Source organism: Candidatus Saccharibacteria bacterium oral taxon 488, assembly GCA_013100825.1.
Lineage (GTDB): Bacteria > Patescibacteriota > Saccharimonadia > Saccharimonadales > Saccharimonadaceae > Nanosynbacter.
The window spans coordinates 508,560-522,491 of sequence record CP040001.1; the positions used below are offsets into that span (position 1 = coordinate 508,560).

Genomic DNA, 13,932 nt, shown 5'->3' on the forward strand with positions numbered 1-13,932 from the left:
CTCACTAATTTAGCGTGGTTAATCGCTGATAGCGACTGACGGCACGCGCCAGATGGTTATATTGTAGCAAATCCTGCCCCTCTTTGACAAAGCGCTCGGCCTCCGTTTGCGCACGGGCAATCAGCGGCGTATCGCTCAGCGAGGCAATTTTTAGGTTGAGCGTGCCATGCTGCGCTCGCCCGTAAATCTCGCCAGGACCGCGTAGTTTCAAATCAACTTCCGCCAGGTAAAAGCCATTTTGGGATTTCTCAATTTCCCTGAGGCGCTGACTCGGTTTATCATGACCCGACATCATCAGATGACAAAAGCTCTGGTGCTCGCCACGTCCAACCCGCCCGCGTAGCTGATGAAGCTGGCTGAGCCCAAAATGATCGGCATTTTCGATAAGCATGACCGTGGCATTCGGCACATTAACACCGACTTCCACCACCGTGGTACTCACCAACATGTCAATGTCACCGTCCGCAAACCGCTGCATGACCACTGCTTTCTCCTCTGGCGGCAATTTACCGTGTAATAACCCAAGGCGACGATGATGAAAAATCGTTTTTGCCAATTTGTGATATTCCGCCTCGACCGATTTTTTGTCATTGTCAGGATTATCATCAATCAACGGACAAATGACGTAGGCTTGGCGACCCTGAGATAGCTCATGGTCAATCGCTTCGTAGAGCTTCGGCGCTGAAGCTGGCGACCAAATTTTTGTTACAATCGGCTGACGGCCGGCCGGCAGCTCGTCCAAAATCGAGATGTCCAGCTCGCCATACAAGGTCAACGCCAAACTCCGCGGAATCGGCGTGGCGGTCATGCTGAGCAGGTGCGGCATGTAGTCTGACTTTTGCAGCAACGCCTGCCGCTGCTTGACACCGAACCGATGCTGCTCGTCGATCACCACAAACCCCAGTTTATGGTACGCCACTTTTTCCTGAATCAGCGCGTGCGTGCCAACCACCACGTTGATATGGCCGTTGGCTAAATTATCCAGCAGATGCCGCCGCTGAGCGCCCTTGACATATCCCGTTAGCAGCGCCACCGACACGCCGAACGGCGCCAATAATTCATCCAGCGTCTTAGCATGCTGAGTCGCCAAAATCTCCGTCGGTGCCATGATGGCCGTCTGAAAACCAGCCTGCGCCACCTCCGCCGCCACCAACCCAGCGACCACCGTTTTACCCGAGCCAACGTCGCCCTGTAACAAGCGGTTCATCGGATGTTCGGACTCCAAATCTTGCAAAATCTGCCAGGCGGCGCGGCGCTGCGCGTTAGTCAAGGGAAATGGCAATTTCTCAACAAATTGCTTAACGACCGGCTGATTGAACGGGATACGCCAACCAGTCAATTTGGTTTGTTCCTGCTTATTCAACTGCGCCGCCAAGATCATTTCAAACAATTCTTCAAAGGCCAAGCGCTCACGACCGCGGGCAATTTCCTCATGGTTTTTCGGCGCGTGGAGAGACTTGATAGCTTCCGCGCAGCTGACTAGTTTTTGCCGCTGGACAATGTGCTCCGGCAGCGTCTCGGGCAAAAACTCCATGATGGGGCGCAGATTCTTCAGCAAATCCTGCACAGTTTTTGGGCGGAGATTTTTGATGGATTTATAGACCGGATGAATGCCCAACGTATGGTGGACGTCGGATGTATCAGTTGACTTGGCGAGCTCGACCGACGGATTGCTGATCTGATAGCTGTTATATTGCATACCAAATTGACCAGAGAACATGAATTCGGCGTCGGATCTCAGCTGCGATTCGCGGTAGGGCTGATTGAACCAAACGGCCTTGACCTTGCCAGAATCATCCGCTAGCACCGCCGTGGTGATCCTCAGACCCCGGCGAGCAATCCGCGTGGAAATCGACTCGCAGCGCGCCCGCACCGTCACCTTGCCTGGCTGAAGATCAGCGATATTGACCGCCGCCGAATAATCATCGTACGCCCGCGGCAAAAAATCTAGGGCATCCGCCACCGTCTCTAGACCCGCCGCCGCCAGCGCCTGGGCGGTTTTGGGACCGACGCCTTTGAGGTGTTCCAGTGGAGTTGTTAGCCTCATCTACGAAACGGCGTTGATACCTTCCAGCGCGTAGGCGGTGTCTTCCCAGCCCTTCACCTCAATCGAGTCAACGCCCATTTGCTTAACTGGAAAATCATTACCGCCTTCCTGTAGCTTGTCACCAAAGAATAGTGCTTCTTCCTTTGACCAGCCGTTCAGCTCAAGCAGCTTACCAATACCGTAGGCTTTATCAATTCCTGGCAGCGTAATATCAGTGCTGGTCGTACCGCCAATCCTCACCTCCAAACCAGGCAATTTCTCCGCCACCTTGTCGCGATATACCGGGCGAATATCTTTATACTTTTCCGCCCAGGCATACTTATCTTCTGGAGTCGCCTGCTGACCCAGTGCCGACATAGTAATTTGACTGTGGCGATCCTCAATAATTTCACCCGCAGGATTATCACACCAAATGCCCATCTCTCGAGCAACCTCCTCCAGCGCCGTAGTTATCTGAGCTTTTTGTTCATCAGATAAATCATTCGCGTACTGCATCTTCCATTCATCATCAGCAGCATCAAATCGATAATACCTCGTGCCACACGTCGGCATTGCGTGGAATTTTTGGAGTAGTTCGGGCTGAACATCAAGTCGGTCAATCACTTGCTTTTTGATCTGGTGGAATGTGCCGCCCGTGATGACACACATCTCATAGTTTTCAAGCAACCGACCAAGGATATCTGCCATCCGATCGCTAATTGGTGACTTGGTAATAGCTAGCGTGTCATCCAAATCAAACCCGATAATTTTTTTCATTATTCCTCTCCTTCCATATTTTCTGCAACTAGAATAAACGTATTTTTACCTTTTTTCAACAAAGATTGATTGTTGATGGCTCGGTCATTAGCCAGTTTTTCGCCGTTAAGGCTGATGGCGCCAGATTTGAGCAGGCGTCTGGCCTCGCCGTTAGAACTGACCGCACCAGAGACCACCAACGCTTCAATCACGCCGACGCCGACATCAACACGTGGAATTTCTTTGGCCAGGGTGTCCAAATCATCGTCCGACAGTTGCCGAAAATCGCCGCCGCCAAACAATACTTCCGTCACCCGCTCCACTGATTCGCGCCGATTAACACCGTGGACGATGTCGGTAACTTCGCGCGCCAAGACTTTTTGGGCTGAGCGCGCACCTGGATTGACGGCGTGGTTTTCGGCGATGGCCTCAATGGTGTCACGATCAAGCATGGTGAAGATCTTCATATACTCGATGGCGCTTTCGTCATCAACGTTCAGCCAAAATTGATAGAATTTGTAGACGCTGGTTTTGGTTTCATTCAGCCACACGGCACCACCTTCGGACTTGCCAAACTTGCGCCCAGTTGATTTGTTGATGAGCAGCGGCGCGGTCATGGCGTAAACTTCGGCATTTTCTTTTTTACGAATCAATTCCACACCTGAAACCAAATTACCCCACTGATCAGAACCGCCGATTTGTAAATTGACACCGTGGTGTTTGAACAAATGCCAGAAATCATAGCCCTGCAGCAAGGTGTAGGTAAACTCCGCAAAACTCAGCCCCTTGCCATTAGCGATACGCGCCTTAAAAAATTCCCGCGTCGTTAACTCTGCCATGTTAAAATTCTTGCCAATGTCGCGGAGGAACGGTAGTAGTTCCAAATTGCCCAGCCAATCCGCATTGTCCACCAAGGTAAAATCGCGTCCCGCAAAAATTTGTGACACTTGTGCCTTCAAGGCTCGCTTGTTGTGCTCAATTTCCGCATATGAAAGCAGGCTCCGCTCCTCGGTGTCGCGCATATCACCAATCATGCCCGTGCCGCCACCAACCAGCAAAAACACCCTGTGACCGCGCTCCAAAAAATGCCGCACCATCATATAGACCGCCAGATGCCCGACATGCAAACTGTCAGCCGACGGGTCTGTCCCCAAATAGAGCGTAAAATTTCCCGAATCAATACGCTCATCATCGGTGAATGTCGCTTGATTCCAAAACCCGCGCCACTTTAGCTCCTCTGATAATTGCATATTCCTCCTTTTCTGGATAATAGTATAGCAATTTTATGATTGAAGCGAAACATAGGCGTGATATAATGATAGTGTGAACAAGAAACCCTCAGATAAGCAGTCGGACGCCAGCGCAAAATCAGCGCCGTCACGTCCGCATCCAAAGCCGGCAAAACGGCTGAGTGTCTATGCAAACTTGGCGAATAAGCGTCGGCTCAAGAAGGATAAGCGCTCCCGCGAAAAAGCAGAGTATCTGGCGAGTTTACCAAAGCACCCCGTCAAGCGGTTCTTTTACCGCCTCCACCCCAAGCGCGTCTTTCGCTATTGGTTCTCCAAGCGCGGCGGCTTGATGGCGCTCAAGATCCTTGGCGTCGCCATTGTTGCAATGATTATCCTGATCGGCGGTCTGTTTGCCTACTTCCGCAAAGATCTCGACAAGATCCGCCCGGGCGAACTCGCCAAGCGTGTCCAGACAACGGTCACCAAGTATTATGACCGCAATGGCGAGCTCCTGTGGGAAGATAAGGGTACCGATAATTATAAGCTGGTGGTCGAGGCCGACAAGATTAGTGATTACCTCAAGAAAGCAACCATTGCCATTGAGGATCGTGATTTCTATAAGCATCACGGTATCAGTATTAGTGGCCTGACTCGCGCTATGTTTAGTACAGCATCAGGTCGACAAGTTCAGGGTGGCTCGACGTTGACACAACAGCTCGTCAAGCAAGTTTTCTTTGCCGAGGATGCCGACAAACGCGGCCTCAGCGGTATTCCACGCAAAATCAAGGAAATTATCCTGGCAATTGAAGTTGAACGCATGTACAACAAGGATCAGATTCTCGCGCTCTACCTCAACCAAGCGCCATATGGCGGTCGGCGTAACGGCGCAGAGTCGGCCGCTCAGACGTACTTTGGTAAATCCGCCAAGGATCTCACCTTGGCCGAAGCAGCCCTGCTGGCTTCAATTCCGCAAAACCCGAGTACATTTAATCCGTACAACATCACTGGGCGCAAGATGCTCCTGTCACGCCAGCATACAACACTAGACTACATGCTGGAACAAGGCTATATCACCGAAGCGCAGGCCAAAGAGGCCAAGCAGTATCCAATTCTTGACAAGATCAAGCCCGAAACCGAACAGCTAGCCGGCCTCAAGGCACCGCATTTCGTGCTCATGGTGCGCAATCAACTGGAGCGTGAACTTGGCAAGGCGGTCGTTGGCCGCGGTGGACTAACCGTCAAGACGACACTGGACTGGAAGATCCAAGAAAAACTCGAGACAGAGATGAAAGCTTTCTTCGACTCAGGTCGCCCGGGCCGCGTGAGCATCAGTAACGGTGCAGCAACCGTTGAAGATGTACAGACTGGACAGATTGTCGCCCTCGCTGGTAGTCGTGATTTCAATTATGCTGGCTTTGGGCAGGATAATGCCGCTACCGCCTTTATCCAGCCGGGCTCAACCATCAAGGCTTTCGACTATGCCAAACTGTTTGAGAATCGCGGCAGTAATCAGCAAAATTATGGTTCGGGCTCAATCCTCAGCGACGAGAACATTGACAAGATTTATGGCGCCAAGCTGAACAACTGGGATCGACGATTTATGGGAAGTATTTCTATTCGCCGCTCGCTAGCGCTTTCCCGTAATATCCCAGCGGTCAAGGCAATGTATATCGCAGGCAACGGCTCGCCAAAACCAACTGTTGACTATATTCACAACATGGGCAATACCAATTATTGCCAACAAGAAGAAGCGGCCGGCGGCTACGGCTTGTCAGCAGCCATTGGCGCCTGCGGTACGAAGCAGACCGAGTTAGTGAATGCTTATGGTACCTTTGCCCGCATGGGTGTCGCCAAACCAAGCACCAACGTCCTCGAGGTAACCAACAGCCAGGGCGATACGCTAAAGAAATGGAAAGACGAGAGCAAACAGGCAACCGACCCGCAAGTCGCCTACATCATCAATGACATCTTGGGTGACGCGGACGCGGCGCGCGACCTGCACGGTTATGGCGCGATGAATGTGCCTGGTGTTAGAACCGCCGCCAAGACCGGTACTACCGACAAAAACGGCCACGCCAAGGATGTCTGGATCGTTAACTATAGCCCGGCGCTGGTCATGGGTATGTGGCTCGGTAATTCCGACACCAGTACCATCAACACCCCGAACTCGGCCTTTGGTATGCCGGTGGTGCGTAACGTCATGTCATTTGCTCACAACGAAGTCTATGCCAAACAGGGCAAATGGAAGCCAAATGATTGGTTCAAGCGACCAAATGGTATCCAACAGCAAGGCAAAGAGCTCTATCCATCGTGGTGGAATAAAAAACAGGGCGAGACTACTGAAAAGATTAAGTTTGACCGTGTCTCCAAGAAAAAGGCGACAAATTGTACGCCAGCCGACGCCATCGAGGAAATTGAAGTCACCAAAACCATCGACCCTCTCACCAAAAAACCATCGTACTCAGCACCCGAGGGTTACGACGCCAACGCCGATGATGATAAGCACAAGTGTGACGACGCCAAGCCAAGTGTTAGCCTATCGCTTTCTGGCTCTGGCTCCAGCCGCACCATCACCGCCCGCGCCACCAACGGCACATTCCCGCTCACCTCAATTGACATCCTCGTTGATGGTCGCAGCGTCAAAAGCGAGTCGATCTCCGGTAGTGGTGGCAGCGTTTCGGTCGATATCAGGGTCAGTAGCCCAGGTCGGCACACCATTCAGGCGATCGCCCGCGACGAAGGCTACTATACTGCATCAGACAGCGGTAGCTTCTCGGTAGGCAGTGGCTCAAGCTCCGACTAACTCACGCCCCTTCCCCTGTGACACATAAAAACCAGACCGCTTTAGTCTGGTTTTTACTTCTTCTTAGTCTTAGCGCCTATTGCTCATTAACCATCCGGATCAAGTCAGCCTCACGCTGCGCCTGGGTCTTGGGGCGAGTCGAACGGTGACTTTGAGCTGCGGCGCGTGGGACATCAGGTTTCGCTGCCTTGCTGGTTTGCGGCCGACGACCAGTGGAGCGCTGCTTGGGTTGTTTGGGGGCAGCTTGAACTGGTGACTGTTGCGCCGCTTCTTTTGCTTCTTTTGGCTCGGCGCAAACCTTCGCAAACATCATCTTGCCAGCGTCAGTTTGTAGGCTACGAATGATTTCAATGCGCTTTTTCTGGCCTAGGAACTTCTTCGCCTGTTCAACGACCACCATGGTGCCGTCATGCAAGTAGCCGACGGCCTGATGAGAATCCTGACCTTTTTGCGTCAATTCAAGCACCAGCTCATCGCCAGGCAGATAGCTCATCCGCAAACTCTTGGCTAGCTCATTGATATTGAGGATCTGAATTCCTTCGACTTGCGCCACCTTGTTCAGGTTGTAATCCAGTGTCAAAATAGCAGCGTTCATTTCCTTGGCAAGTTGCAACAGCCGGTTATCAACACCCTCAGGAATGCGCGTCGCATCGTCAAGCAACGCGAACGAGCCACCCAACACATCTTTGAGTTCTTTCATGGCGTCCATGCCAAAGCGAGCACGTTCGCGCTTGGCGTGATCAGCGCCGTCAGCCAGTAGTTGCAGTTCGATCAGCACACTGCGCGGCACGATAATCTGCCCCAGTAAGAACCCAGTCTTTGCCAAATCAACCACCCGGCCGTCCATCAGCACCGAGGTGTCAACCAAAATTGGCTTTTGCGTACCGCTGCCTGCGTGCCGCCGCGGCTTGACCAGTAGATATATTTCCGCCATGATAGCCAGCAGCATGATAATGATGATAAGTTCAATTGTTTTTTCCATATTAATTTCCTTTTATAATAATGATAATGTTATTGTAAATAATCAATCAGTGCCTGGCGTAAATCACCGACGCCACGTACGAATGCGTCCTTGTGGGTTTTTGGCGCAATGGCATAAGTGAAACCGAGCCTCTTGGCCTCTTTGACGCGGGCGTGCCAGCCTTGAGCCGAGCGCACTTCGCCGCCCAAACCGACTTCGCCAAACACCACCGCTTCGTCGCTGAGCTTGCGACCAGCTGAAGCTGAGGCGATGGCCATGGCGACCGCCAAGTCCGCCGCTGGATCGCTGAGCTTCAAGCCGCCGACCACATTGATGTAAATATCTTTGTCGGAGAGATTGAGTTTGGTGCGCTTTTCCAGCACCGCCACCAACAAGTTCAAGCGGTTGAGATCAAAACCGCTGGCCGCGCGTTTGGGATAACCGAAATTCGTCGGATTAACCAACGCCTGAATTTCCACCAGCAGCGGTCGCGCACCTTCCATGGTCGCCAGGACGATTGAGCCGTCGAGATTTTGCCGCTCAGCTAGCAAACTCGCCGACGGATTAGCTACAATCCGTAAGCCATCCTCATGCATCTCAAAAATTGCCGCCTCATTAGTCGAGCCATAGCGATTTTTCTGTGCCCGCACCACCCGGAAGCCGCCGTAGCGATCGCCCTCAAAATTCAGCACCACGTCAACCAAATGTTCCAGGACTTTCGGCCCGGCAATTGAACCTTCTTTAGTGACGTGACCGACCAAAATCACCGCAGTGTTGGCGGCCTTGGCAGCGCGAATGATGACGTTGGATGAGTTGGTGATTTGACTGACTGAGCCTGGCGCTGAACTAATCTCCGCCAACGACAGCGTCTGAATGGAATCGACAATCACCAGATTGTACTGGCCAGTCTGAATGGAGGCGGCGATGTCTTCGGCGCTGTTACTGGACGCCAGCTGCAGGCTTTCTAAATCAACCGCGCCCAACCGCTCAGCCCGCAACTTGACCTGCGACACCGACTCCTCGCCGCTGACATATAGTACCGGTTGCTGCCGAGCAACAAAGGCCGCGACTTGTGCTAGCAGGGTGCTTTTACCAATTCCCGGCTGCCCCGCCACCAGCACTACGCCGCCTGGCAAAAAGCCGCCGCCGAGCACCGCGTCGAGGTCGGCGATGCCGGTTGCCAACCGCGCCTGTTTAGTTTCAGCGGCCGTCTCGCTGAGCTTGAGCGTAGCGAGCGCTTTACCCTTACCGCTACTGCGGGCTACCGCCGAGGCGCCAGTATCAACTGGTAGTTGTTCAACCAGTGAATTCCACTCGCCGCAATTGTCGCACTTGCCGACCCATTTCGGATAGCTGGCGCCACACTGCTGGCAGATGAATTGCGATTTTGCTCGCGCCATCATTTGACCGCCTTTTGACTGTCGAGGCTTTGATTGAGCTGATCAATCTTGCGCCCCAGTGCGTTTAATTTTTCCACATCAGTGTTATAGGCATCGACCTTACCCTCAATAGTCTGCCGCTCACGACGAAGCGCCAGACCGCGCTGACTCAGCCGGGTTCGCTCAGCCTGAAACTCAGCTTGCGTCTGAAAACCGCCCGTCGTCGCCCGCTGATTAAATGCCGCTACATCTTGGTTATAAGCACTAACGCGTGCACTGTACGACGTCGTCAGCTGCTCAATTTCACGCTTTCGCTTATCGAGACTGGCCGTGAGAGCGTCAGCCTCGGCCTCGGCACTGGTGAACTTCTGATTATACTGAGCGTGCAGTTTTAACAGCGCCGCTCGATTACTAAAGTACTCGGCATAGTGCGCCTCCAGCTCCGACCCGAGATCGGCAAACTCTGTACCCAAAATCGAATGCAGCTCATTGGCACGCGTACCTGGCTGAGCACGCTCATAATATGCCATCCGCTCTTCGAGCTTTTTGGTCTTGACCTTGGTATAAGCCGCCTCTAGCAGCTCGCCCAGCCGCCGATGCTGCTCCGCCGAATAGCGCGACCAGGCTACGTGCAGCATTTCGTGCGCCGCCGTTACCTCTTTGATACCGTCTAGCTCCGCGTTCTGCACGTTATAAATGTGAATGGTCTCTTTGGCGTGGGCGTAACAGCCGACGATCGGGCTGGCCTGTTCGACACGACGGCAATCTTGATTAAACTGCGTAGCGTTTTCTAGTCGCGGCTGGGCGAGATAAAAGCTAAATTTAGCCTTATCAGTCATCGTTGCCCGTTGCGCCAATGTTGCTATGTCCTGGCTCGGTTGATACTGCCAGACCCTGATATGATCCAGCACTAGCTGGCGATTGAGTACCAGCCAGCTACCGCCGGCCACCAGCCCCACAAACACCACGACACCGAGGAAATTACGCAGCCTGAACATTGATCACTACCTCACGATTTTTTGTACTCGCTGTCAAGACCGCACCGGGACGGGCCTGACGAGACAATAAGACATCACTGAGCGGATCAGCCAACATCGTCTGAATCGTCTGCCTGAGCACCCGCGCGCCGCGCTGCTCATCAAATCCGTTGTCTATGATACAACGCTTAGTGCTCGGCGTGATGACCAGCGTCATCTGCTGCGCCTGCACTGCTTCTTTAAGCTCACTCACGAGATTATCAAAAATCTTACCCACCACCGGCCGAGTCAAGCTCTTGAAATTCACCACCGCATCAAATCGCCCGATCAACTCCGGCCGCAGTAGCTCCTCCAGCTCGCGCCGCGCCGCTCGGGCATTGCGCTCATTCATATCGTCCGCCCGTGAAGTATGTTCACCATGCGAGCCAAAGCCCAGCTCACCGTCACGCACCATCGCCTCAGCGCCGACATTGCTAGTCAAGATCACGATCGTCTGCCGAAAGCTCACCGTCCGCCCGTGCGAATCGCTGAGCTTGCCGTCTTCCAAAATCTGCAGCAGCAAGTTCAGTACATCTGGATGCGCCTTTTCGATCTCGTCAAACAACACCACGCTGTACGGCTGCCGGCGAACCTTGTCGGTCAACTTGCCGCCATCATCATAGCCGACATAACCAGCCGGCGCGCCAATCAGCTGACTGGCCGTATGCCGCTCCGAAAACTCACTCATGTCGATCTTGATCAAACTATTGTCGCCGCCAAACACTTCCCGTGCCAGTACGCGAGCCAGCTCCGTCTTGCCCACACCAGTCGGCCCGAGGAAAATGAACGACCCAAGCGGCCCCGACCGCCGACTCAGCCCAGCTCGCGCCCGGCGAATGGTTCGCGCCAAGGTCGCCACGGCCTTCTCTTGACCAAGCACCGACCGGCCCAGCCGCTGCTCCAGCGCCACCAGATCTTTACGCTCATTCACCGTCACTTTTTCCGCTGGCACGCCAGCCATCGCCGCCACCGCTCGCCGCACGTCATCCTCGGTCAGTCCCGGTAATGCTGGATTGTCAGCCGGCAGCTGCTCGGCCTGCTGCTCCAGTTGTTTGATGCGAACCTTTAGTTCAGCTGCACGCTGATATTGCTCAGCTTCGACCGCCGCATCGAGCTTGCCCACTAGTTGTTTGATCCGCCGCGCCAGCTGTTGCTGTTTGGTTGGCTTGGCTGGCCGCCGCGTACTAACCAGTGCCGCCGCCTCATCAAGTACGTCAATCGCCTTGTCCGGCAAATGACGCTCCGTCACGTAGCGCTGACTGAGGGCTACGCTCAGCTCGATCATCTCATCAGAAATCCGCAGCCGATGATGGGTCGCCAGCCGACCCGCTAGCGCCCGTACCATGGCTACGGCCGCCTGCTCATCCGGCTCCGCCACCGTTACCGCCTGAAACCGCCGACTGAGGGCCGCATCTTTTTCGATGTGCTTGCGGTACTCGTCAAACGTCGTCGCGCCGATCACTCGCACTTCGCCACGCGCCAACGCCGGCTTTAGGACGTTCGCCGCGTCCATCGACCCCTCGGCCGAGCCAGCACCGACCAGCAAATGTAGCTCATCAATGAACAACATAATCTCCTGATGATTACGCGCTGCCGTCACCACTTTTTGCAGGCGCTCCTCAAACTGACCGCGAAATTTCGTACCGGCGACCATGGCCGTCAGATCGAGCTGAATCAGCCGCTTGCCGACTAAAAACTCTGGCACCGTCCCCGCCGCAATGCGCTGCGCCAGGCCCTCGACCACTGCAGTTTTACCGACACCCGGCTCGCCGATCAGCGCTGGATTGTTTTTACCGCGCCGCCCGAGCACCGTGATCAGCCGCTCCGTCTCGGCTTCCCGACCAACCACCGGATCGAGCAGTCCGCTCCGCGCGCGCTCGGTCATGTCAACTCCGTACTGGTCAAGCAGCTTGAGATCGGCCGACCGACGAGTATGCGGCGCCGTACCTTCCTTCGACTCATCCTGCATCGCCTCCAGCTGCTGCCGATCAAATACGTCCTCCAATGTACCGCGCAGCTCCTCCAGATCTACATTCATATCGCTGAGCAACTTCGTCGCCCGAGCCTTGTACTGCAGCAGCATGCTATAGACGATGTGCTCAGTACCGATGCGCTCCTGTCCAAACTCCGTCGCTAGCTGCCAAGCCGTCCGTATCGTCTCCAGCACCTCGGCGTTCATCCCTTTGTGAACAACCACCACCACGAACGACTGCGCCGTTAAGCCCAGCGCTAGCTCCGCCCGATCCAAGGTTACGCCATTCTCCGCCAAAATCTTTGCGCCCAGCGATGAGTTTTGCGCCAGTACGCCGAGTAGCACATGCTCAGTGCCGACATACGGACTGCCGCTATTATGCGCCAGCAGCCCGGCGCGCTCTAAACTGGCCCTAGCGGTATCAGTCAGCCGAGATTCCAACTCGGAAAAATCTTCCGGCATATCGCCCTCCTTTCGTTTTCGGCGATTATCAGGAAGCAGCCTATTCCGCCACCTCCTCAACCGCACTCATCAAGCTATCCTCAATGTTCTTACGAGGTTTTGTCTCAGGTTTAGCAGCCGCCTTTGCCTCGATGTCTAGTTCATAGCCAGTCAGTCGTGACGCCAAGCGAACATTCTGCCCAGCCCGGCCGATAGCCACTGATTGCTGATCTTCGCTGACGTAGACGGTTGCTCGCTTTTCGTCTTCATTAACCGTCACACTCAGCACTTCCGCTGGGCTCATGGCATTGGCGATGAAGCCAGCCGCGTCTTCTTCGAACGGAATGATATCAATTTTTTCCTGCTCGCCAATTTCGTTCATCACCGCCTGAACACGCGTACCATGACCACCGACAAAGGTACCGACTGGGTCAACGCCTGGCAGCGCTGATGCAACCGCCAATTTAGTACGACGGCCAGCCTCACGGGCAATGGCTTTGATTTCCACAGCGCCCGTTTCCATCTCTGGCACTTCCTGGCTGAACAAGAAGCGCACAAATTCTTCATTGCCACGGCTCAAAATCAGCTGCGGACCGCGACCTTCACGCTCGATGTCCTTGATATATACTTTGACGCGGCGACCAACACCGTAGTATTCGCCAGGAATCTGCTCAGACTGCGGCATGATACCGACTGCCTTGCCCAGCTCGATCCGCACCACGCGCGGCTCAACCCGCTGAATCGTACCAGTCACCACCGTGCCGATTTTATCCTCAAACTCTGCCAGCACCACCTCACGCTCTGCCTCACGCAGCCGCTGCAAAATCACTTGCTTGGCGGTCTGGGCTGCCACGCGGCCAAACGTCGTCACGTTGTGGGTCTCGACCGTTACTTCACTCCCTAGCTCAGCCGCCGAGTCAACGGTTTTAGCTTCGTCCAGACTCATTTGATTGACGTCATTTTCGACTTCTTCAACCACCGTTTTGACGACCGACACTACAGCCGTGCCACTGTTGATGTTTAGGCTGGCGCGCACCAACTGCTCACGGGTACCGTTGTCACGCCGCCACGCTGACGCGATAGCCTGCTCGATCACCTCTAAAACGGTTTCTTCTGGCAGGTTCTTTTCCTCGGCAATCGTCCGCACCGCCAACGTCAACTGCTTGATATTCAAATCTTCCATTATTAGCTCCTTTACGCTATGTTATTATACTACGTTTCATTGCAAACGCCCAAGAGACGAAAAACTCCGACCTGATCGGCCGGATATGTTCGTAGTGTAGCATACCCAGCCAAGCGGCGTCAAGTTCAGCCGCCCCATTCACCCATGTCAGCCTGCGAATGGGTAT

Annotated in this window: 9 protein-coding genes; 1 reads left to right on the plus strand and 8 read right to left on the minus strand. The window is 54.2% G+C overall.

Annotation, left to right across the window (positions count from 1 at the left end; translation table 11 throughout):
- Positions 1 to 4 precede the first annotated feature (4 nt).
- The 3 genes from recG to FBF26_02790 are packed head-to-tail and all read right to left on the minus strand — an operon-like array spanning position 5 to position 4,032.
- Positions 5 to 2,047, minus strand: coding sequence for an ATP-dependent DNA helicase RecG (gene recG / locus FBF26_02780; GenBank protein QJU10175.1), 2,043 nt, complete (start codon positions 2,045 to 2,047; stop codon positions 5 to 7).
- Positions 2,048 to 2,803, minus strand: coding sequence for an HAD-IIB family hydrolase (locus tag FBF26_02785; GenBank protein ID QJU10176.1), 756 nt, complete (start codon positions 2,801 to 2,803; stop codon positions 2,048 to 2,050).
- A complete protein-coding gene (locus FBF26_02790) occupies positions 2,803 to 4,032 on the minus strand; it encodes a tyrosine--tRNA ligase (GenBank protein ID QJU10177.1) in 1,230 nt (409 codons plus the stop codon). The genes FBF26_02785 and FBF26_02790 overlap by 1 nt, the downstream gene beginning before the upstream one ends.
- A gap of 73 nt (positions 4,033 to 4,105) precedes the next feature.
- Here FBF26_02790 and FBF26_02795 point away from each other — a divergent pair, with 73 nt between their 5' ends.
- Positions 4,106 to 6,814 (plus strand): penicillin-binding protein, encoded by a 2,709-nt coding sequence (locus FBF26_02795; protein QJU10178.1) that lies wholly within the window; start codon positions 4,106 to 4,108, stop codon positions 6,812 to 6,814.
- A gap of 76 nt (positions 6,815 to 6,890) precedes the next feature.
- Here FBF26_02795 and FBF26_02800 read toward each other — a convergent pair whose 3' ends face one another.
- From FBF26_02800 to nusA, 5 genes are read right to left on the minus strand one after another with little or no spacing between them, the layout of a single operon-like run.
- The gene (locus tag FBF26_02800; GenBank protein QJU10179.1) at positions 6,891 to 7,796 is read right to left on the minus strand and encodes a hypothetical protein; all 906 of its coding nucleotides are present in this window, start codon (positions 7,794 to 7,796) and stop codon (positions 6,891 to 6,893) included.
- Positions 7,797 to 7,825: 29 nt separating this feature from the next.
- Complete coding sequence (gene radA, locus FBF26_02805) at positions 7,826 to 9,178, minus strand: DNA repair protein RadA (GenBank protein ID QJU10180.1); 1,353 nt, start codon at positions 9,176 to 9,178, stop codon at positions 7,826 to 7,828.
- A complete protein-coding gene (locus FBF26_02810) occupies positions 9,175 to 10,152 on the minus strand; it encodes a hypothetical protein (GenBank protein ID QJU10181.1) in 978 nt (325 codons plus the stop codon). Before FBF26_02810 ends, radA begins: the two co-directional genes overlap by 4 nt.
- Positions 10,136 to 12,604, minus strand: coding sequence for an ATP-dependent Clp protease ATP-binding subunit (locus FBF26_02815; protein ID QJU10182.1), 2,469 nt, complete (start codon positions 12,602 to 12,604; stop codon positions 10,136 to 10,138). The genes FBF26_02810 and FBF26_02815 overlap by 17 nt, the downstream gene beginning before the upstream one ends.
- 40 nt (positions 12,605 to 12,644) lie before the next feature.
- The gene (gene nusA, locus FBF26_02820) at positions 12,645 to 13,766 is read right to left on the minus strand and encodes a transcription termination/antitermination protein NusA (GenBank protein ID QJU10183.1); all 1,122 of its coding nucleotides are present in this window, start codon (positions 13,764 to 13,766) and stop codon (positions 12,645 to 12,647) included.
- Positions 13,767 to 13,932 lie beyond the last annotated feature (166 nt).